The sequence below is a fragment of the Gilliamella sp. Pas-s95 genome, from assembly GCF_009795795.1.
GTDB lineage: Bacteria > Pseudomonadota > Gammaproteobacteria > Enterobacterales > Orbaceae > Gilliamella > Gilliamella bombicola.
Genome location: NZ_WTFC01000027.1, coordinates 1 through 23,329, shown reverse-complemented (window position 1 = coordinate 23,329; position 23,329 = coordinate 1). Strand labels below are relative to the sequence as shown.

The following is a 23,329-nucleotide window of genomic DNA, read 5'->3' as shown; positions in this document are numbered from 1 at the left end:
TATAATAGATTCAATTTGTCAATTTGGATAATGATCTTCCATGCCAAGTATGTCTTTTGAATTTACCACTGATGAGTTTAAACCGTTAGCAGCAAGAATGCGTCCTAGAACCTTATCTGAATATATAGGGCAAGCGCACTTGCTAGGTAAAAGCAAGCCGTTACCAAAGGCCATTGAAGCTGGTAATTTGCATTCAATGATTCTTTGGGGGCCACCAGGTACCGGTAAAACAACATTAGCAGAAATCATTGCTCACCATGCGAATGCAAAAGTTGAACGAGTATCTGCCGTTACATCCGGTATAAAAGACATTCGCGAAGCGATTGAACGAGCTAAAATTAATCAACAAGCAGGCATTCGCACTATTTTATTTGTTGACGAAGTTCACCGCTTTAACAAAAGCCAACAAGATGCCTTTTTACCCTATGTTGAAAACGGCACCATAACATTTATTGGCGCTACGACCGAAAATCCATCATTTGAACTCAATTCCGCCTTACTATCGCGCGCACGAGTTTATCTGCTTAAATCATTAACCAACTACGACATTGAACAGATTTTACAACAAGCAATGGACGATCCCAACCGTGGTTACGGAAACCGAAATATTCTGCTGCCAGAAGAAACCAAAAAACAGATTGCTGAATTTGTAGGAGGGGATGCAAGGCGTGCGCTTAATACACTTGAGCTATTGGTTGACATGTCCGATGGTCAAGATCTATCTCCTGAACTACTCAAGGAGGTAATGGGTGAACGCAGCGCTAGGTTTGATAACCAAGGTGACCGTTTTTATGATTTAATTTCAGCTGTCCACAAATCGATTCGAGGCTCAGCACCCGATGCTGCACTTTATTGGTATGCTAGGATTATCTCGGCCGGTGGCGATCCCCTTTATGTCGCTCGTCGGTTATTAGCTATTGCCTCAGAAGATGTCGGCAATGCCGATCCAAGAGCGATGCAAGTGGCACTAGCAGCATGGGACTGTTTTACCCGAGTGGGTCCAGCTGAAGGAGAACGAGCAATTGCACAAGCTATTATCTACCTTGCTTGCGCGCCAAAAAGCAATGCTGTTTACCTTGCTTTTAAACAAGCAATGGCCGATGCACAATCTAAACCAGATTATGATGTCCCAGAACACCTACGTAACGCACCAACTAATTTAATGCAAAAACTAGGCTACGGTGCCGAATATCGCTACGCCCACGACGAGCCAAATGCTTTTGCCGCAGGTGAAAATTACTTTCCTCAAGAAATGGCAGACACAAAATACTACCACCCCACAACACGTGGTGCCGAGAAAAATTACACAGATAAATTAGCATGGCTAGATGCACAAAACCAAACGAGTTTAATTCAACGCTATAAGTCTAAAAAAAATCAAGTTTAATTTCATACTTTTACACATCCATCCAACCAATCAACTAAAATTTGATCAATTAGCTATTTTTAAAAAAGATATCATTTGACTAGTTATCATGGCCTAATCTAAAATCGCCAAATTTTAAAAGTAGTCATCATTTTATGATGACTTTTAATTTTTTTAGGATAAAAAAATAATGAAAAGGAGTTCAAACATGAATCAAGTAATAACAAAAAAACATTTAAAATCGGTGATATACACCACAATATTATCGCAATTTTCCGAAATAAGTCATGCAAGTCTTAGCGTTCACACAACTCAAGCTATTCACGGGATACACCCATCTCTATCTCCAATAATTGAGCAGAACATCGATGATTTAAATTTATTTGGTTTGAGTGTAGATAACAAAAACTATTATGGAGATGAAGTAAAGTATTTACCCATTCAGCATCATTACCCTTTCAAAAATACAATTAATGCAGCGCCAATAAAACAACCGAATAGTAATGAGTACTTTGATCTTGATGGCGATGAATTAAAAGCACTTGAACTCATGGGACAACAAAAAATTAATATGACTTGGTATTATACTAACCGAAATAATGAACTTGTTGAATTTACCCCTAAGGATAACGATACTTTTTGTAGCTTATCCTCAAAAGGAATGCATGCACCTTTTAAAGTCAAATTATCGGCTGATTTAATTTTATCTTCACAGTATGGTATCCCTAATACCAATACCTATCCTAATGAGGATGTCATCACTCATCCATCTAAAACGTATACTATATTAGATGATGCTTTTGTTTGTTATGCTAAACCTTCATTAAATCCATCTACGGTTAAAGGGAGTCACAAAAACCAATGGAATCCAAATTATGGTTTCTTACATCAATCGAGTGTTAATCCAACAAAAAATTTCCCAACTACAGGTTTTTATGGCGCTAAATTTGATTTGCTTTTGTCCAACCAAGGTATCGCCTCAAACTACATTTGGACAGTTAAGCAAGGCAATGCATTAGTTAATGTCACCAATAATACTAATTATGTCACGGTAACTTTCAATACCCCTGATGCAAGAAATCCAGGTAAAGCTTGGCAACATGTTATGGGTTCTGGCTCTGGGTATACCGTTGTCATTGAAGGAAAAAACAAAACCAAAAATACAACAATTCAATACTCATTTACCCTTACCAAATGGTTTGATGCTTGGAAGCAAAAATATAACAAAAAAGGAATACTACAAGCGATGAAAGGTGATCTTGATGAGGTTATTGAGGCATGTTCAAATAAAAGTGGTCGTTATCGCTTAAGTCACGATAACGAAGTAAGCAATGCGAAGTTAAGTGATAAGAAAAAAGAAATATTATATACACGTGAAATAGGAACATTATTTAGTGAATGGGGCGATCCGGGCCAACAACCTTATCCAGGATCTTTTGGACCAGATGAAGACCAACCAAATAGTTATAATCGATACTACTTATGGAATACATGGGTAGGAGAGTATTGTGATATACATACTTATGACGGTAAATATCATTGTCGCGATAAAGAAAAAGAAGATAAAAATGGCATATGCGTATCTATACCTAGAAGATAAGGTATTGACAGCGCCCTTGTAAATTTTAAGATCTATCTATTCATAGGTAGATCTTATCACATACAATATTTTAATTTTTTCCACTTATACCTATCTTTATGGGGCTGTTAATAAAAACTAACAGTACCTTTTAAAATCAATAAAACCTGATTTTCGTTAATAAAATCAGCATTACCGATTCACAAGCACACTATATATAGTAATTAAATAATTAATAGGTACTATATATTGTATATTTTGATAAATATCAATTACTATAACTATTACAAAAATACATAATTACAGTGAATGAAAAATGAATAAATCAATACTTGTCACAAAGCGAAACGGCAAAAAAGAGCCAATAAATCTTGATAAAATCCATAAAGTCATTACATGGGCAGCCGAAGGATTAGATAATGTTTCGGTATCACAAGTTGAATTGCGTTCTCATATTCAATTTTATGACGGAATCCGAACTTCAGATATCCATGAAACAATTATTCGTGCTGCAGCCGATCTTATATCTCAAGATGCCCCTGATTACCAATACTTGGCCGCTCGCTTAGCTATTTTTCATTTACGTAAAAAAGCCTTTAACCAGTTTACACCACCATCTCTTTACGAACATGTTAAGAAGTTAGTAGAAAATAAACGATACGACGAACATCTGCTTGAAGATTATACTCCAGAAGAATTTGCGGAAATGGATAAGTTCATCGATCATTGGCGAGATATGTCTTTTTCATATGCCGCAGTTAAACAACTTGAAGGAAAATATTTGGTACAAAATCGCGTTACTGGAGAGATTTATGAAAGCGCGCAATTTTTGTATGTTCTAGTCGCAGCCTGTTTATTTGCCAACTACCCAAAAGAAACACGCCTTAGCTATATAAAACGCTTTTATGATGCAGTATCTACCTTTAAGATTTCACTGCCCACCCCTATTATGGCTGGTGTGCGCACCCCTACTCGTCAATTTAGTTCCTGTGTATTAATTGAGTGTGATGATAGCTTAGATTCAATCAACGCAACTGCAAGCGCTATTGTAAAATATGTATCACAACGGGCAGGCATTGGAATAAATGCAGGGCGAATTCGTGCTTTAGGTAGTTCAATTCGCGATGGAGAGGCCTTTCATACTGGTTGTATTCCATTTTATAAATACTTTCAAACCGCCGTTAAATCTTGTTCACAAGGTGGTGTACGTGGTGGGGCTGCAACCGTCTTCTATCCTCTTTGGCATTTAGAAGTCGAAAGCTTATTAGTTTTACGTAATAACCGTGGAGTCGAAGAAAATCGTGTTCGCCATTTAGATTATGGGGTGCAAATTAATAAATTAATGTATCAACGGTTAATCAAAAACGAAAATATTACTTTATTTAGCCCATCAGATGTGCCGGGACTTTATGATGCTTTCTTTGCCGATCAAGATAAATTTGAAACGCTTTATCACCAATATGAGCAAGATATAAATATTCGCAAACGAGTTGTGAAAGCGGTTGAATTATTTGCATTATTAATGCAAGAACGCGCATCAACTGGGCGTATTTATATCCAAAATGTTGATCACTGTAATACCCACAGCCCATTTAATGCTCAATTAGCGCCAGTTCATCAATCTAATTTATGTATGGAAATTGCGCTACCAACAAAGCCACTTAATAATGTCAATGATGAAAAAGGTGAAATTGCACTTTGTACGTTGTCAGCCTTTAACCTTGGTCAAATCGAATCATTAGATGACTTTGAAGAACTTGCTGACTTAACTGTACGTGCGCTTGATTCGCTGCTGGATTACCAAAATTATCCTGTTCCTGCTGCTCGAAACTCTTCAATCAATCGTCGCACATTAGGCGTTGGCGTCATTAACTATGCTTATTATTTAGCCAAAAATGGGGTTAAATATTCTGATGGTAGCGCTAATAATTTAACGCATCGTACTTTTGAAGCCATGCAATATTACTTGTTAAAAGCCTCTAATAATCTTGCTAAAGAAAAGGGTGCATGCCCACTATTTAACGAAACAACTTATGCTCAAGGCATTTTACCAATCGATACTTACAAAAAAGATTTAGATACTATTACAAAAGAACCTTTACATTATGATTGGGAATCACTACGAGAATCAATTAAAACTCATGGGCTTCGTAATTCAACTTTATCAGCATTAATGCCATCAGAAACCTCATCACAAATATCTAACGCAACAAATGGCATTGAACCACCACGAGGATTTATTAGCGTTAAAGCGTCTAAAGATGGTATTTTAAAACAAGTAGTTCCAGATTATAACAATTTGAAAAATTTCTACGAATTACTTTGGCAAATTCCAAATAATACAGGTTATTTACAATTAGTAGGAATTATGCAGAAATTTATTGACCAATCAATTTCGGCTAATACGAATTATGATCCGACTAAATTCCCAAATGATAAAGTACCGATGAAACAGCTATTATCAGACTTATTGACCGCTTATAAATTTGGCGTAAAAACACTCTATTATCATAATACACGCGATGGTGCTGAAGATATTCAAGGTGATATTGTTCCAACAACACACAGTGACGATGGTTGTGAAGGTGGCGCTTGTAAAATTTAGCCATTGTTAAGACCTAAATAGCAACATAATAAAATAAAATTTTTATGAGGGGAAAATCATTCCCCACTCATTTACCTTTTACACTGTCGAAAGGTAGCGGTAAAAGCAACGATAAATTAGTAGGAGTTCTTTTATGAGTATGAATTACAGTACCTTTTCGCATGTGCATAACGACCAGCTTAAAGAACCCATGTTCCTTGGACAACCAGTAAATGTTGCGCGTTATGATCAACAAAAGTATGAAATGTTTGAAAAATTAATTGAAAAACAACTCTCTTTCTTTTGGCGCCCTGAAGAAGTCGATATTTCTCAAGATCGTATTGATTACGCCGCATTGCCAGAACATGAAAAACATATTTTTATTAGTAATTTAAAATATCAAACCTTGCTTGATTCAATTCAAGGACGCAGCCCCAATGTTGCATTATTACCCCTAATTTCTATTCCAGAACTTGAAACATGGGTAGAAACTTGGTCGTTTTCAGAAACCATTCACTCACGTTCATATACACATATCATTCGTAATATTGTTAACGATCCATCTGTCGTTTTTGATGATATTGTCACCAATAAAGAAATACAAAAACGTGCCGGTGACATTGCAGGTTATTACGATGACCTTATTAGCTACGCAAGTTACTATAATTTATTTAACGAAGGTAAACACAATATCAATAATCGCACTGTTTCGATTAATTTACGCGAACTAAAAAAGAAACTTTATTTGTGCTTAATGAGCGTCAATGCACTTGAAGCTATTCGTTTTTATGTTAGTTTTGCTTGTTCATTTGCCTTTGCAGAACGTGAGCTCATGGAAGGTAATGCAAAAATCATTAAACTTATTGCTCGTGATGAAGCCCTACATTTAACCGGCACACAATTTATGATTAATACGCTACGAAGTGGCGAAGATGATCCTGAAATGGCAGACATAGCCAAAGAGTGTGAACAAGAATGTTATGACCTCTTTTTGCAAGCAGCAAATCAAGAAAAAGAGTGGGCAGAATACTTGTTTGAAGGTGGATCAATGATTGGTTTGAATAAAGACATTTTATGCCAATATGTCGAATACATCACCAACATCCGTATGCAAGCGGTTGGACTAAAATTACCGTTTGAAGCCAAATCAAATCCAATTCCATGGATCAATAATTGGCTAGTATCTGATAATGTACAAGTTGCGCCACAAGAAGCCGAAATGAGCTCTTATTTGGTTGGGCAAATTGATGCTGAAATGAATGAAGATGATTTAAGCGATTTTACCTTATAGGTTTTATACTAAAACTTATATTTTATTGAAAGTTTAAAAAAAGGAACAAATTATTGTTCCTTTTTGATTATAACTATCAGTCATAAATAATCATATTATTCTAACGGTAGCTTGACACTCATTGAAAATCGGGTAAGGATATGGCTATTGAATTATCTTGATTTGATAATATGACCATGACTAAAACGCATCTGTTTTACCCTGTATCACCGCTTGATTTTAGCGATGAACAGATAAATATCCTCTCTCTAAAGCAACAGCTTGAAGCTTTTCAACAATGGTCTATGCTGCAATTTGAGCAACAAGTTGATATTGATACGCTAGTGCATTTACGTAGTCAATTTATCGATCGTTTGCTTGAACGATTATGGTCTTTTTACCAAATACCTAAACATGTCTCCTCTTTCTTTAAACGCAACCGCATTGCTTTGGTTGCCGTTGGCGGTTATGGACGGGCTGAATTGCATCCATTGTCAGATATTGATATTTTGATTCTTAGTGATTATCCATTAACTAAAGAAATTGAAAAACAAATTGGTGATCTTGTTCGCTTGTTATGGGACTTACATTTAGATATAGGGCACAGTGTGAGGACATTAAAAATTTGCCTACAAGAAGCAAAAAATGACATCACCATAATGACTAATTTGATTGAGTCAAGACTTATTTCGGGAAATCGATTACTGTTAGATGAACTACATAAACAAATTTTTAGCGATAAAATCTGGCCTTCCCATGCCTTTTATAAAGCAAAAATTCAAGAACAACAAGAACGCCACAAACAATATCACAGTACCTCTTATAATCTAGAACCTGATTTAAAAAATAGTCCAGGTGGTTTGCGGGATATGCAAATCATTCAATGGATCGCAACTCGCCATTTTGGTGGCGAATTTTTGCAAAAAATGTCCGATTTCAACTACTTAACTCCTGAAGATATTGCAGACTTTAAAACGTGTCGTAAATTTTTATGGCGAATGCGTTTTGCCTTGCACTGCGTGATCTCTCGTTATGATAACCGCTTGCTTTTTGATCGACAACTTAGCATTGCCAATATGTTAGGTTACAAAGGTGAAGGTAACACACCTGTAGAAAAAATGATGCATGATTATTATCGTGTTGCTCACAATATTACTGAACTCAATCAAATGCTATTACAGCTGTTTTATGAATCTATTCTTAATCATCATAGCCCACAAAATAAACCTTATAATATCGATGAATATTTTCAAATTAGAGACGAACTCATTGATGTAAGAGATGATGAGATCTTTAAAAAAGATCCTATTATGATTATGCAGCTGTTTTATACAATATTGCTTAATCCTCAAGTGATTGGACTTTATTCTAATACCATTCGACAATTACGCTCAGCAAGACGTTCTCTAACTAATTTACTTTGTGAAAATGCCAAAGCAAGATCGCTTTTTATGTCAATTATCAAACACCCAGATGCAATTGAAAAAGCAATTTTACCCATGCATAAATATGGCATACTTTCGGTATATATACCGGGCTGGAAACAGATATCTGGCATGATGCAATTTGACCTGTTTCATGCTTACACCGTTGATGAACACACCATCCGCTTATTGCTTGAGCTCGATAGTCTAAAAACAGAAAGCGGCAAACAAAAACACCCTAATAGCGCAAAAGTCTTTGCTAAATTATCTAAACCTGAATTATTAGTTATTACGGGATTATTTCATGATATAGGTAAAGGACGACATGGTGATCATTCTGAAATTGGAGCCCATCTAGTTGAAGAATTTTGCCAATTGCACGGATTAGAGACCAAAGATACTGAGTTAGTTATTTGGTTAGTACGTTATCACCTACTAATGTCGGTAACAGCACAAAGTCGCGATTTACAAGATCCTACCGTTATCAACGAGTTTATTCAAATTGTCAAAAGTAAACGTCGTTTACAGTATTTGCTTTGTCTTACAGTGGCGGATGTGTGTGCAACAAACGAAACTCTGTGGAATAGTTGGAAACAAAGTTTAATGCGTGAACTCTACCTTAATGCAAAAAACTCCTTTGATTCAGATATCCGCCAAATTCCTGAGCAACGAAGTATAGCACGTAAAAATAAACAAGAAGCGTTAGCCATTTTACTTAAGCAAAATTATGATGAACAGATCGTTAAAGATCTTTGGCAACGCTATCGTGTTGATTACTTTCTTCGTTATACTAAAGAACAGATTGTATGGCATACACAAATTTTATTACAGCACGATTTGACCAAAATCTTGGTAGCCATAAATCCTCATCCATATCATGGTGGCAGTGAAATTTTTATTTATTCGCCAGATAGACCTTACTTATTTGCAACTGTCTGTAATACGCTAAGTATGCACAATTTAACAATTCACGATGCGCTTATCATTACAAATAAAAAAGGCTTTGCACTTGATACTTTCATTGTATTAGATCCTAATGGACAAACAGTACAAGAAGATCGAAATCAAGGCCTAGTAAATGCGCTTGATAGAGCACTACAGCAACCTATTTATAAAGGTGTAACCATTAAACCACCTAAACAACGGTTACGATCGTTTTTAGTACCCACTCAAGTTAACTTTCTTTCTGCTTTCAATGATAGTCAAACTTATATGGAACTCATTGCACTCGATAGACCGGGATTGCTTGCTTATGTGGGTGAAATATTTGCTAACTTGGACTTATCATTACGCAGTGCAAAAATTGCAACTATCGGCGAACATATTGAAGATCTGTTTATTTTAACAGATAAACACAACCAAGCGCTTGATGATGATACTTGTCAAAAGCTTCGAGAATCAATCGTTATTGCTCTTGATTCAATGAATTAATAAAATTAACCCAAAAAGATATAACTTATGCAATTTTTTATTATTTTATTCCCTATTTTTTGTATTTTTATTGTGGGCTTCATCGCACAAAAAGCCTTAAATTTTGATGTTGCTAATCTATCAAAAATGTCACTTTATGTACTATCCCCTTTTTTGGCATTTAAAACATTTTATACGCATAATTTGACTACCGATTATCTATTTTATATTTGTTATATTTTGGGTCTTTGTTTTTCATTAGTTATTATCATCTCAATTTTGTCTACGATAATGAAATATTCAACCAAAGAGCGCTGCGCCATGATTTTAAGTTCATGTTTTATGAATAATGGTAATTATGGTACACCAGTACTGTTAGTTTTTTTTGGCTCAGTTGGATTTGACCTTGGCGTGATTATGATGGTATTACAACAATTTGTAATGAGCACTGTTGGTATCTATTATGCAGCAAAAGGCAGCGCTCGTAGAGACATTGTCAGTCAAAAAGATGTCATTAATAAAGTTATCCGAATGCCTGTAGCTTATGGCGCTTTTTTAGGTATTCTTTTTCAGTTATGTCATATTCCTTTATCTAAATCAATTATGACATCCATTGGAATGATTGGCGATTCATCGATCGTTGTGATTATGATCATTTTGGGAATGCAACTTGCCAAAATAAAGATCCAACAACTGGATTATCCCAAGCTTTCATTTTCATTACTTACTCGAATGATTATTTCACCACTAGTCGCATTTTGCATGGTCTATTTTATGCCCATTTTACCAATTTATAAGCAGGCATTAATTGTATTAGCTGCAATGCCAAGCGCAGCCAATACAACGCTCATGTCAGTTCAGTTTGATACTCACCCAGAACTGGTATCCAGTGCAACCTTATTAAGCACATTATTAAGCTTAATCACATTACCTATTGTTCTGTGGCTTGTTGGTGCACCAATACCGTTCTAATTGTAAAAAAACCAAGCGATCTTGAGATAGATTAACATCCGTTTTTAAGGTAGCGTACGGCATACTCGCCTAACCCAACTATTCAAAAATCAGGTGATCATTCATGAGTTTTCACCCAACCACTCTTTTTCAAACTGCGCGACAAATTGAACCAAAAAGCGATGCCTCTGCTTAGCCATTTTTTTTGCTGTTTTAGTATTCATTATATCTTTAAGCAAAAAAAGCTTCTCGTAAAAATGATTAATGACGGTATTAGGTTGTTTATAATTCTGTTCTGTCATTGACATTCTTGGCGGAATTAAAGGATCGTGCATTATATTATGCTTATTTCCTCCATAATAAAAAGTACGCCCAATGCCAATTGCGCCCAGTGCATCTAAACGATCAGCATCCTGTACAATTTGACCTTCAAGCGATAACGTTTTTTTATTTGAAAGATTTTTTCGATATGACATGTTTTCGATAATAGCAAAAATCAACTCAATTTCGTTATTAGTCAAAGCTAGCGATGTTAAATACTGACGTAGTTCAGTGGTAGCTTGGTCGACATCGTCAACTACTTTGTCATCAATAACATCATGTAAATAAGCACTCACAATCACAATAAAGCTATTAGCTTTGGGTTCATGTTGCAAAATCTGCACAGCCAATCTCACCACCCGTTCAATATGCGCCATATCATGACCCGAAAAGTCATTAATAAGTTTTTGTTTCACAAAAAGTTGGATATCCAAAACAATTTTTTGCTGTTGCTCTGTTAATTGTGTATTTGGTAATTTATTCATCCAGTTTTTACTCAAAAAGTTAATTAAGATAAAATAATAACTACATAAAATTTAAATAGAATTAATAAAAAATAGTTGTCAAATACTTCACTAAACATAGTAAATTAATATTCATTTTGGCCAATGATCAACCTTAGCTATTTATATATTATTGCGATAAAATCTTACCTCCTTAATGACATGTATTTATGACGTTTCTCGCCACCATTACATACTAATATTTCGATTTATATAAATAAACAAACTTCTAACTATTTTTTTAAATATTAAGTAAACTTGATAACATAAATTAAAAAAATATTTAATGTGAATATTTTTTATGTTTCTATGATTGTTTTAACTAGATTGGGAAGGTAGAATGCGAAAATAAAAATATTATCGAAGCAAGTATTGGAGTTGATTAAGTGAAAATATCAGCGCGTAAAGTTTTGCCTTGGCAGTTCATAGAATACTTCACTCGCTATCGCCAATTTTTAGCTCTACTATTTGGCCTATCTATTTTTTTCATAGCACTTATTGTATGCTGGCACTTACTTAAAGAAATCAATCTTAGTGAGTTAAAACTCGCAATACATAATTTATCTATGCGTACAATTGCATTATCATGCCTATCTGCGATCGGTAGCTATTTAATGTTAATCTGTTACGAATGGTCAGCCGCACGTTACGCAGGCGTTAATTTAAAACCCTCTACTATTATTGTTGGTGGAATTTGCGCCTCTGCTATTGGTAATGCAATCGGTCTATCGGCGTTATCAGGTGGTGCTGTAAGGTGTCGTCTTTACTTTAAACAAGGTTTAACCGCTATAGATGTTGCTAGAATGTCTCTTTTTGTGACATTATCATTAGGTTTTTCATTACCGTTATTTGCAGCAATCGCAGCCCTCATCCATCCTCATCAAACCATGTTAGCGCTTCATATGACAAAAAACAGCGTATGGTTAACAGCAGGCTCAATATTTAGCATCTATGCCTTGTTGCTCATTTTTTTATGCTATCATCGATTGCCTGAAAGGCCGAATGAAAATACCAGATTATTTAAATTATTTCGCTGGACAATCCGTTTACCTAACATTCAATTGGCAAGTTGTCAGCTTGTTATCACTCTATTTGATGCTGTTTTAGCTGGCGCTATACTTTATTTTTTATTGCCAATACAACCTAATTTCTTCACTTTTATTATGATTTACATTCTCGCATTAGTCGCTGGAGTGTTAAGCCATGTGCCTGGTGGTGTAGGTGTTTTTGAAGCTATTATGCTAGCGTCATTATCATCAGAAATAGGGACCGCATCGTTAACCGTTGCACTTGTTCTCTATCGTATCATTTATATTTTACTCCCCCTAATTCCAGCCAGTATTTTGTTACTTGCCAATGAGGGGAAAAACTTCTTAGCCCCTCCACAAGCTAAAGAAGCCAAAACAGGTATTGCTGCGTCAGTCATGGCAGCAACAGTTTTTTTTGCTGGCGTTGTTATGATGTTCTCAAGCGTTTTACCTGGTTTTAACCGCAAATTAATCATCTCTCTTATTCCTGAAAAAGTGATCAACATTGCGCATTTAAGTGCTAGCTTAATTGGTGTTTTATTCTTATTACTCGCAATGGGATTACGTCGCCGGTTATTTTCGGCTTGGAGTGTTTCGGTCATATTATTACTAATAGGATCTGCACTTTCATTACTACGAGGATTGCATTGGATAGAGGCCAGCGTATTATTATGCGTCGCGATCTTATTAATCCATTTTAGACATGCTTTTTATCGAAAAAGCCGCTTAATCGTCATACCGTTTTCTTTTAATTTTTTTGCAATTTGCTTTTGCACCATAGCCCTTTTTGTGTGGGTAATATTATTCATCTATCAAGACGTACCTTATAGCCACTCATTATGGTGGCAATTTGAGTTAGATAGCAAAGTTCCTCGAGCACTACGTGCAGCTTTGGGAAGCTTTATTTTATTAAGCTGTGTCATGCTATTTTGGATTTTCCGTCCCGCATTACCTATTTTAACCACGCCTAACAATGACCAGCTTAGCAAAGCTTACCAAATTGTTTTAGATTCAAAACAACCAGAAGGTGGGCTTGCGATGAGTGGTGATAAATCATTACTTTTTAATGCCAGCGAAACAGCATTCATCATGTATTCAAGACGAGGGAGAAGCATGGTCGCCCTTTATGACCCAATAGGAGATAACGCCGAAAAAGCCGATTTGATTTGGTCATTCCGTGATTTATGTGACGAACATCACCTACGTCCTGTGTTTTATCAAGTCAAAGCGGCTAATCTGCCTTTCTATATGGATATTGGTTTGCGCACAGTTAAGCTCGGCGAAGAAGCATTAGTCAACTTAAAAATATTTGACTTAACATCAAAAACTTATAAAGATCTTCGTTATACATGGAATCGTGGGCAACGCGATGGACTCTCATTAAAATTCTATCCACCAGGAACTGCGCCACTTGAGCAATTAAAAGCTGTATCGGATGCTTGGCTTAAAAACAAACATTCGAAAGAAAAAAAATTCTCATTAGGATCTTTTTCTAAACAATATTTAGATAATTTTACAATCGCAGCCATCGAATATGAAGGACGCATTATTGCTTTTGTTAATTTGTTAGAAACTAATCAAAACTATTCAGCTAGTATCGATTTAATGCGTGTTGTGCAAGATATTCCCAAATTAACGATGGAATTTTTGATGGTTGGTTTGATTTTACATTATCAAGAAAAAGGATTTAAATACTTCAGCTTAGGCATGGTACCCCTTGCTGGAATGCAAAGGCGTCGGGGAGCGCCTATGATTCAAAGGCTCGGTGCATTAGTTTTTCGTCGTGGTGGGCGTTTTTATAATTTTCAAGGATTACGCCGTTTTAAAGAAAAGTTCGCAACACATTGGGAACCGCGTTATATGGCCGTTCCTGCAGGACTTGATCCTTTAGTTGCAATAATTGACACAACCATGCTCATTTCAGGCGGCATAACAGGGCTAAAAAAGAATAAGAGTTCATAAAATGAAAAAAATAATACGTTATATTTTATTCTTAATTACCGTAATACTCATAACATTACTAGGATTTATTGGTTGGTATTTGATAAAAAACCAAAGTCGTGCATCAGTAAAAACGATAACAATCAGCAATGACTTTTCGATCATATCAGCAAGCCCTAAACAACAAGCTGAAGCTGCTGCTATCATTGTTGCCACCAATAGAAATCATTTTACAGAACAACAGCTATTAGACTTATCCGAAAAAATGGGTGCCAAACTAGTACAGTTTGAATTAAAACCAAAAGAAAAGAGTTGTAGCGAACAACAAAACCGCTTTAATCAAGCCGTCAAGATATTAAATGAATCACAATTTGTCGTTGCTGGAATGCAAGAAGGTGCGGCTTTTGCTTACCGTTGGTTAACAGAGCAAAAAAATGATGATGCGAAAGCACTATCAATTGAATTTACATTAAATCATAAAGATTGTGACCTCCCTTTGCCAGCACAAGCAAGCCATGGAACATGGCAAGTGATTTGGAATAACCCACCTGAAGAAGAAGTGGCTGTCTTTCCACGTGAACAAAAAAAAATCGCTGTTACAACGTCAATAGGGGAGTATCAAGCCTCGCCAGTTGAACTACTAAGCTTACACCTTGCATCGGTTTTATTTGGAAAATATGAACAACTACCTGTTATTGAATTACCGGCAACCAATAAAGAAGTTCACCCTAATACAGTAACACTTTATTATTCGGGTGATGGGGGCTGGCGTGATTTAGATAAAGTATCAGCTGAATACATGGCTTCGCACGGTTATTCCGTGGTTGGAGTTGATGCACTAAAGCTATTTTGGCAACATCGTTCGGTTGAACGTAGCGCTAAAGATCTGAGCTACTTAATGCAACAATACCGAGAAAAATGGGGGACAACCCGTTTTGTGCTGGCAGGATATTCATTTGGTGGAGACATCTTACCTTCGCTTTATAATCGTTTATCAATTGCAGATCAAAATAGTGTTCAAGCAATTGTTATGATCGCCTTTTCAAAAGATGCTAATTTTGAAATCGAAATCAGTGGCTGGCTTGGCCAATCAGGCAACGAAATGAAAACAGGGCCAGAAGTCAACAAAATTCCGGCAAGTAAACTATTTTGTATTTACGGTGAAGAAGAAAAAGACGAAACAGGATGCTTACAACCAGAAATGAAAGGTGAAGCATTCAAACTACCCGGCGGACACCATTTTGATGAAAATTATGAACATCTTGGACAAATTATTATGGATGCCATCGACAAAAGAGTACAACAACTTAATTAATGATATCAAAAATATAAAAAAACTATCAAACCCAAGAGACTAGTGGGTCTTTTGGGCTTTCATAGACAAATAAAAAATTAGATTCTTTTTATACTAACCTTACCTTCTGACAATAGTACACCGCAAAGCGTAAACAATGTACCAATAGCGGCAATCCAAGTAAAAGGTTCATTCAAAATAACAACTGCAGCAATAATGGTAAGAATAGGCACTAAATATAAATAAATACTAATCTTTACTGCCCCTACTAATTTAACAGCATAATTCCAAGATGCAAAACAAATTGCCGAAGCACCGACACCTAAAAATAAAATATTGAGTAGATTTACAGGATCGGTAAAACGAGAAAAATGCCATTCAAAATCGAAGAAAGACAATACTGGCAACATCAACATCAGACCATAAAAAAAGAATCTTCTTGTTAATAAAATTGTATTGTAACCATAATTACTACTCTTTTTTACCAAAATTGAATAACAAGCCCAAAACAAACAAGCTAACATAGTTAGCAGATCACCAAGTGGATTGAGCGAAAGAACAAACTTTCCATTAAAGCTAATGATACCAACACCAATAACGGCAAATAAACAACCAATATAAAAACGTTTAGACGGTTTTTCGGCCTTTAAAAAGAATATCGATAATATCGCAGTAAATATTGGTGCTAAAGTAGTAATAATCCCAACGTTAGATGCCGTTGTATAAGTTAATGCAATATTTTCACACAAAAAATAACAAGTGACACCACACAGCCCAGCACACAAAAACATAAACTCTTTTTTAAAACCCTGCCATGCAAAAAAACGTGGTGCTAAGATCCAAAGGACAACATACCCTAAACTAAATCGAAAAAACAGAATTTCAATCGGCTTAAAATCGATTAATAAAACTTTAGTTGCAATAAAAGTTGTTCCCCAAATAAACACTGTCATAAGTGCAACAAGGTGCCCTTGTATTCTTTTTGTAAATAACATGAAAACTCTCTCAGCTCACATAAATAAAACTATTATTAAAACGCATTTTATTGCTAGATATTTATTTTTAGAATTAGCAACTCAACATAAAGTGAAAAAATATTGAAGGAAGAATTGATAAAATAATGCTATTTAATAACCCAAATAGATACTATATTTCTGTTTAACTAAACGCAAATTATTTTTAACCAAAAACAAGGCAAAAAAAATCCACTCGAACACTCGAGTGGAGGGCAAAAAATGAAAAACATAATCTGTTAATATAGACAATCCAAATAGGGAAAAGTTCAATTTAATTTCACCGATTTTTTAATATTTAACAAAAAAACAATTAACACAATGATTTTTAATTAATAATTATTTTTATTTTTTTTTAAAATTTAAAATAAAATTATCAATAAAACCGTACCTATTAATTTTAATCAAAGTATTAAATTAATAGACAATCAACATTACTATCTAAACTATTACAAATTTTATTTTTGACTTATACACATACTTTCTTAAAACTCATTAACATACATAAAATCGGCTAATTTTGATTGAATTACAATTCTAAAAAATAGCGATATACTGTTACAAAATGATGTAAATAAAATTGTGTAGGAGAGTATATGAAAAAGAACGTAGTTTTATTCAGTAAAATCCCTGCTGACCAACAAACTAGACTAGAACAAGCTTTCAATTTAACCATATTTGATGACAACACAGATTATAATTCAACAAGCTATACTGATACACTAGCTAATGCCGAAGGCATGATCGGTAACATCCCCACTCGTATTGATGATAACTTTTTAGCCAAAATGCCAAAATTAAAAGCAGCAGCAACCATTTCAGTTGGTTTTGATAACTACGATCTTAATGCCTTGTACAAACATGGCATCCGATTAATGAATACACCAAAAGTACTAACTGAAAGCACCGCTGATCTAATTTTTACACTACTGATGGCAACCGCACGCCGAACTGTTGAATTATCTAACCTCATTCATAACGGAAAATGGAAAAAAGGGATCACACCGGAATATTATGGAACCGATATTTACGGTAAAACCATCGGTATTTTAGGCATGGGACGAATTGGTCAAGCAATTGCCAAACGCGCTCATTGTGGCTTTGATATGAACATTATTTATTACAACCGATCAGCTCGGCATGATATCGAACAAACCTATAATGCTAAACGTCTTGAACTCGACAACGTATTAAAACAAGCCGATTTTATAGTGATCATCCTACCTTTAACCGAAGAAACGACAAAACTAATTACAAAAGAAAAACTCGCCTTAATGAAACCATCAGCCATACTCATTAACGGCGCAAGGGGCAAAATTATTGATCAACAAGCATTATTTGAAGCACTAAAAAATAAAACCATCAAAGCTGCAGGACTAGACGTATTCGAGATAGAACCGCTCCCAACTAACTCACCATTGCTACAGCTTGATAACGTATTATTATCACCTCATGTAGGATCAGCAACGGTAGAAACTCGTTACGCGATGGCAAAATGTGCTGTTGATAATATCATTACGGCATTAAAAGACGAAAAACCAACCGAAAACTGGGTTAATCCCGAAGTCGGCTAACTTGTATTCATACTTGAATTCACCTATAATGGCCCGATATTGTACATAGTTACAAATCACAATTGGGGCTGATTCTGGATTCGACGGGATTTGCGAAACCCAAGGTGCATGCCGAGGTGCGGTAGGCCTCGTAAATAAACCGCAAAAAAATAGTCGCAAACGACGAAAACTACGCACTAGCAGCTTAATAACCTGTATAGAGCCTTCTCTCCCTAGCCTCCGCTCGTAGGACGGGGATCAAGAGGAGTCAAACCCAAACGAGATCGTGTGGAAGCCTTGCTTGGGGCGGAAGCATTAAACTTAATCAAGCTAGTTTATCAGTGGCGTGTTTGTTCGCAGCGGGTAGATGAAATCTAAAAACAAACTACGCATGTAGTACCGAGGATGTAGAGATTTCGGACGCGGGTTCAACTCCCGCCAGCTCCACCACTATCACTCTTAAAATAAAAACTATTTACACACGGGATTTTTACCCCTAATGCAAAACTCATCCCTTTATAGAACTTGCTTAACCAAACTCATAATATATTCTAAGTTTTTGGTATCAGACACGGTTAACTCATAATCACCAGTCGCCCAATGACCAATATTTGAAACATCTTTGGTTAATTTTTTAGGGTCGTCAAGATTGCCTTTTTTAGCATTAATCCAGATTTTTAATGATTTATTTTTTAAGTGTATAGAAACAATATTATTTTTACCCTGTTTAAAAGCAACATAAAACTTTTTGGGCGATATTTCTAGCTCTGTTGATAAGGATAAAATCGCATTTTTAAAGCTTTCATAAAGTTCTAGCACATCATCAGATTTATCCTTTAAATGATAATCTTCATCATATACAATTAATTCTTTAGTCACTTTATCTAATACAGAATTTTTTGTATGTTGTACTTGTTTAATACTTGGTGCTGACTTAGAACGTTTGATCGGATTAATCGAAATTAAATCGTTATCAAACCGTTTAATTTCCCACAGTTCTATTGCTAAATCTTTAAAGTTAGTCGACTGTTTTTGGTAGTCAGTAAAAGAAGGGGAAACAAAAATAATTTTGCTTTGCGACCAGTCAATTTGGTTACGTTTTAAATTAGCTTGGCAAGATTCATTATACTCAACAATAAAGTCAGCCTGATAATCGAGCATAAGATTTAAATAGGTTACTCCTTGATCTATCACACTTAAATTTCGATCACGCTTATATTCTATAATAACAAAAGCATTGCTTTCGGTATCATAGGCTAATGTATCAATACGATAATCTTTAATTTTGAATTCAGATTTTACAAAAGTTAAATTACCAATAATATCTAAATTATTTTCAAATAATGTTTGAATTTCTTTTTCTAGCTTAAAAGGTTTTTCTTTCAAAAGCGTTAGCTTTTGATTTTTATTTAAAAAAACTTGCATTGTTCTCCCAGCCTAATTTGGTAAATATTATTGTTGAATAAAGCACAATAATTTCTAATGCTAACAACATATATAATAAAATAAATTATTTAAACAAATTAATTTTATTATATCTCATGATACTGCCCAAACCAATCAGGCTCTAGCGTGGGTATATAAGGAAAATCACTGGGTTTGTCTTTATTTACTTTTAATTCGTGGCAATATTGTTGATACTGATCTTTTGACATAAATATACCAGATAACTCATTGCCGTTATTAATAGCATAGAATTTATAGTCCGAATCCTTAAGTTGCTGGTTCACGATATCAAACAATGCAAAAGTGGCATATCCCCACGACAAATATTCTGGTTTTTGATCATCGCTGTTGTATATAAAATAAATTTTATTGTTTACTTTGACTCGATACTCAGCATTATCAATAGCTATTAACTCTTCAATTTCAGCTGGCTTTACTACATAATTTTTTAAATGAGGAACCACATATTGGTCATATATCTTTTTAATACCTTGCTCAGCAAGATCCTCTGCATCTAGAGAAATTGTATTATCCCAATTGATTGAATTGTTCAGTACATTATTTTTTCCTATGGTTGGCATAAAATATAATATAAACAAAAATGAGAAAATAATAAAAAAAGTACCTAAAAAAAACCTTTCCATAATCAATTTATACAATAAGCCCGATAACTCATAATAAAACAATATAATGAATTTTTATACAGATTTTAGCAATTCAGATTAAATAACCTGGCTCAATTAAAAATTTGTTAACCAAGCCAGACAGGAAATATTAATCAACAATCACTCGTCCATTCAAAGGTTGAACTGGACGGTTGTTATCATGATGTATGATTGAATGGAACTTTTCAATTTGTTCAGCAGATGCACTACTTTCTTGCTCTAACACAATCCATCGAACACCTTCAGAGCAAGGTGGCGTTGTCAAAGATCCACTAAAGCGATAAAAATCTAACCTATTCGGTAATAAAGCCTTAATATCGACAGGCTGATTTAATGCTGCTGTATCCCCTTCTTCTGGCATTTGTTGCCAAGCTTTCGCCAATTCAGGGTTAGCTTTTCCTTTATTAAACATCAGGCCGATAACCGCTAAGTCACCATTTTTGTTTTTATAAACAAAATGAGCCTCCATAGGAAATTGTTTGCCTTTAATCTTATTTTCGCTTGGTGTATGGAAATGGAATTGTTGTAACGTAAACACTTCGTTGTCAATTTCAAGCGTATTGCCATCATTAACATTAACTTGAATTGTATGACCGTTATTGATGATTTCTTGCTTACTTTGTTTAAATGCTAGTTTAAGCTTGTCATGGTGCGTTTTAAAAACATGCTCAATATTGATAGGTGATTGGTTTTTTCCAGTTTCGCAGGTTGAAAATTCTGGCGAAAGGCTTCCCCAATTTTCTGGGCTATTTTCACCTTCGTAGCCCCAATGAGGAGCTGGTTCTGTTGCAGCACAAGATAGACTTGTAACCATTAAGGCCGCAATTATTGCATTAAATTTCATCTTGATTTTACGCTAGACAGTTGATTAGTGGGAACCAAATTATACGCCACAAAAAATCACCTTACTAGAATCGTACATCATCACTTTTTAATATTTTTATAAAAAAATTATTTGACATTTATACAAAAAAACAGGCTAGAAAATAGCCTGTTTTGTTTAGTACTAATTTTACTCAATTTTTATGATAATAATGCCTAATTATTTATATTGAGAAACTATTCACTCCTTCAGCATCGTCGGTCGGAAAGAGCACGATTATGGGGCTCAGCCGCCACGGCCACCCTAATAAGCACCCTCACAGCTTAAAGATTAAAAGTCAAGGTGTTACGCAAATGCCATGACGGTAAAAACTGGAGCGGGAGTTTTCTATGTGGCCGTCAAACGAGTCGACAAATAAATCTGCTACGTCACTCGCCCAGTAGAGTGTGGTTTTGATATTATAAAATCCCGAGATGCCCCACTCCGAAAAAAATCCTCCCCCTATTCGACGCTCATAATAATTACCTGTTGACGACGGCATGGCGCCAATAACAGGGGTACTACCTGTCTTCACTGCGTTAGTCAAGTCCCTAACCTGTGGCATACGATAACCCAAACTACTACACCAAGATGAATGATTTCTCCGAGCAGCTTCAATAGTTCGGTCCACGAACCACTTCTGCAATACAAAACCATACTTGACCACCACATTACCACTGCTATCCCTACCCTCTAACTCAAAGGTCTGCGGTAAAATTGGCACACTTAGACGACTAGGATTATTTGAACCTGTTTGGCTATTATTTGCCTTAGGACCATTTAACGTTACCCGAGTTACATATTGGGATCTATCATGAATCCAAGCATCGTATTGTATGTTGTTTCCCTGTCTGTCAGAGAATGAGCCAGAACGTGGTCTTACCCGATGCACTGCCGCTGTTATTCCCTCATGAGTAACGGGAGACCAAGTCAACTGATTTTCATCTACTCCACCTATATCTAAATCAAAATAAAGACCATCAGCACCTGTTGTCGGAAAATTAAGACCGTAAGAGGATGGGGTTGTAGACTGCATTAAAAAGCCCTTTTCAGGATTCCATATGCTAGATGGGCCTGCATAGCGACTGTCATCACGCGTCGCATTAGAAACAAAATAATCAGCGCTACCCAAATATAAACTCGGTCTTGCGTGACAGACTTTAGCCTGTTTTGGACTGATATAATACACCACGAGCGAACTACGACCAAAAGTACTGCTATTTGGCACGCCATACTGGGTCGTTAAACTTCCACCAGAAGTACGTAATCTCACTTCATAAGGCGCCTTACAGGGATCTAAAATATCACTACAGCTAACAGTAAGATTATTCTTATCAGCAAAATTCACCGATAAATTCCCCGTTGCTGTTAGACCATTAGTACCCTGTCCATCTCCATCGTCATCCCCCCAATAATGATATGTATTCACTAAATCGTTTAAACTCACTGAATAGAAAACACCCGATTGGTTGACTGATGGTGGCACAAAAGTAACTATATCACCCATAGTATCCCCTGCATTAGGTAACTTTATGGGGTTTGTGGCACTTGATGTGTTGGTTGACGGTGTAAAAGTTCTACCATCCGACAACGTAATAGACAATAAACTATCTGTTGAAGTCGCTTTAGTTCGACCTCCATCAAACGTTAAATACGGTGCACTCCCCTCTATTGCCCTTGATGTATATGCCGTCAACGCCTGTGTTCCTTGCGTATATGACAATGAGAGCAGTGGCGCAAAAACCAGTGCGGATTTAGATAACAAATTGGAAATCGGCGATCGTCTTGCCGATAAAGTTGTCGATTTCGGTAATGAAAATAAGAATGGTGTCTGTTTTTGACTACCGTGAGATTCAATAAGTTTTAGGGCGTAGGTTTGGCATGCCAGATGCCAGATGCCAGATGCCAAGTATGATAGCGCATTTCGTTCATCCCGTCAAGTAATTTTTTGTTTTATTTAGATTTTTTATAATTAACTGCTCAACTAATGAGCTTTCCCTTGCTTTAAAAGCGGTGAAATTATAATCTGTTGAATAGGGGCTGTTGATCTTTGCTGTACATAAATTGCTCAACAATACATTGGCAGCCACATTAACATAAATGCCAGTGATACCATACT

General features: G+C 35.6%; 16 protein-coding genes and 1 other RNA gene. 10 read left to right on the top strand and 7 right to left on the bottom strand.

Translation table 11 applies throughout. The annotated features are described in order from the left end of the window. The first annotated feature begins 40 nt into the window (after positions 1 to 40). From GQ598_RS08090 to GQ598_RS08065, 6 genes are all read left to right on the top strand, one after another. The gene (locus GQ598_RS08090) at positions 41 to 1,387 is read left to right on the top strand and encodes a replication-associated recombination protein A (protein ID WP_160403534.1); all 1,347 of its coding nucleotides are present in this window, start codon (positions 41 to 43) and stop codon (positions 1,385 to 1,387) included. A 187-nt stretch (positions 1,388 to 1,574) separates the two neighbouring features. Beyond that, positions 1,575 to 2,966 carry a hypothetical protein gene (locus GQ598_RS08085; protein ID WP_160403532.1) on the top strand — a complete coding sequence of 464 codons (1,392 nt, stop codon included), beginning with the start codon at positions 1,575 to 1,577 and terminating at the stop codon, positions 2,964 to 2,966. Positions 2,967 to 3,261: 295 nt separating this feature from the next. Next, positions 3,262 to 5,550 (top strand): class 1a ribonucleoside-diphosphate reductase subunit alpha, encoded by a 2,289-nt coding sequence (nrdA, locus tag GQ598_RS08080; RefSeq protein ID WP_160403530.1) that lies wholly within the window; start codon positions 3,262 to 3,264, stop codon positions 5,548 to 5,550. A gap of 139 nt (positions 5,551 to 5,689) precedes the next feature. Further along, positions 5,690 to 6,820, top strand: coding sequence for a class Ia ribonucleoside-diphosphate reductase subunit beta (gene nrdB, locus GQ598_RS08075; RefSeq protein ID WP_160403550.1), 1,131 nt, complete (start codon positions 5,690 to 5,692; stop codon positions 6,818 to 6,820). Between the two features lie 170 nt (positions 6,821 to 6,990). Beyond that, positions 6,991 to 9,654 carry a bifunctional uridylyltransferase/uridylyl-removing protein GlnD gene (gene glnD, locus GQ598_RS08070; protein ID WP_160403528.1) on the top strand — a complete coding sequence of 888 codons (2,664 nt, stop codon included), beginning with the start codon at positions 6,991 to 6,993 and terminating at the stop codon, positions 9,652 to 9,654. A gap of 27 nt (positions 9,655 to 9,681) precedes the next feature. Beyond that, entirely contained in the window at positions 9,682 to 10,605 is a 924-nt protein-coding gene (locus tag GQ598_RS08065) for an AEC family transporter (protein WP_160403526.1), read from the top strand. A gap of 101 nt (positions 10,606 to 10,706) precedes the next feature. Here GQ598_RS08065 and GQ598_RS08060 read toward each other — a convergent pair whose 3' ends face one another. Beyond that, a complete protein-coding gene (locus tag GQ598_RS08060; protein WP_160403524.1) occupies positions 10,707 to 11,390 on the bottom strand; it encodes an HD domain-containing protein in 684 nt (227 codons plus the stop codon). Positions 11,391 to 11,794: 404 nt separating this feature from the next. Here GQ598_RS08060 and mprF point away from each other — a divergent pair, with 404 nt between their 5' ends. Together mprF and GQ598_RS08050 are read left to right on the top strand one after the other, a co-directional pair. Continuing rightward, the gene (gene mprF, locus GQ598_RS08055) at positions 11,795 to 14,398 is read left to right on the top strand and encodes a bifunctional lysylphosphatidylglycerol flippase/synthetase MprF (RefSeq protein WP_202112721.1); all 2,604 of its coding nucleotides are present in this window, start codon (positions 11,795 to 11,797) and stop codon (positions 14,396 to 14,398) included. A 1-nt stretch (position 14,399) separates the two neighbouring features. After that, positions 14,400 to 15,692 (top strand): virulence factor family protein, encoded by a 1,293-nt coding sequence (locus tag GQ598_RS08050; protein WP_160403522.1) that lies wholly within the window; start codon positions 14,400 to 14,402, stop codon positions 15,690 to 15,692. 77 nt (positions 15,693 to 15,769) lie between these two features. Here GQ598_RS08050 and GQ598_RS08045 read toward each other — a convergent pair whose 3' ends face one another. Then, on the bottom strand, positions 15,770 to 16,666 hold the full coding sequence (locus tag GQ598_RS08045; RefSeq protein ID WP_160403520.1) for a DMT family transporter: 897 nt from the start codon (positions 16,664 to 16,666) through the stop codon (positions 15,770 to 15,772). Between the two features lie 614 nt (positions 16,667 to 17,280). Between GQ598_RS08045 and GQ598_RS08040 the strand changes: the two genes are divergently transcribed. Both GQ598_RS08040 and ssrA read left to right on the top strand, forming a co-directional pair. Then, complete coding sequence (locus GQ598_RS08040) at positions 17,281 to 18,258, top strand: D-glycerate dehydrogenase (protein ID WP_160403519.1); 978 nt, start codon at positions 17,281 to 17,283, stop codon at positions 18,256 to 18,258. A 64-nt stretch (positions 18,259 to 18,322) separates the two neighbouring features. Continuing rightward, positions 18,323 to 18,687: a transfer-messenger RNA gene (gene ssrA, locus GQ598_RS08035) on the top strand. Positions 18,688 to 18,753: 66 nt separating this feature from the next. On the opposite strand, the gene GQ598_RS08030 is transcribed toward ssrA, so the two are convergent. From GQ598_RS08030 to GQ598_RS11125, 5 genes are all read right to left on the bottom strand, one after another. Then, positions 18,754 to 19,662: a DUF5655 domain-containing protein gene (locus tag GQ598_RS08030; RefSeq protein ID WP_160403517.1), complete on the bottom strand. Its 909-nt coding sequence runs from the start codon at positions 19,660 to 19,662 to the stop codon at positions 18,754 to 18,756. A 107-nt stretch (positions 19,663 to 19,769) separates the two neighbouring features. After that, positions 19,770 to 20,264, bottom strand: a complete 495-nt coding sequence (locus tag GQ598_RS08025; protein ID WP_160403515.1) for a hypothetical protein — start codon at positions 20,262 to 20,264, stop codon at positions 19,770 to 19,772. A gap of 193 nt (positions 20,265 to 20,457) precedes the next feature. Beyond that, entirely contained in the window at positions 20,458 to 21,192 is a 735-nt protein-coding gene (locus GQ598_RS08020) for a carbonic anhydrase family protein (protein ID WP_160403513.1), read from the bottom strand. Positions 21,193 to 21,508: 316 nt separating this feature from the next. Then, positions 21,509 to 23,119, bottom strand: a complete 1,611-nt coding sequence (locus GQ598_RS08015) for a hypothetical protein (RefSeq protein WP_160403511.1) — start codon at positions 23,117 to 23,119, stop codon at positions 21,509 to 21,511. A 19-nt stretch (positions 23,120 to 23,138) separates the two neighbouring features. Further along, a partial coding sequence (locus tag GQ598_RS11125; RefSeq protein WP_237410340.1) for a hypothetical protein occupies positions 23,139 to 23,329 on the bottom strand: 191 nt, incomplete at its 5' end.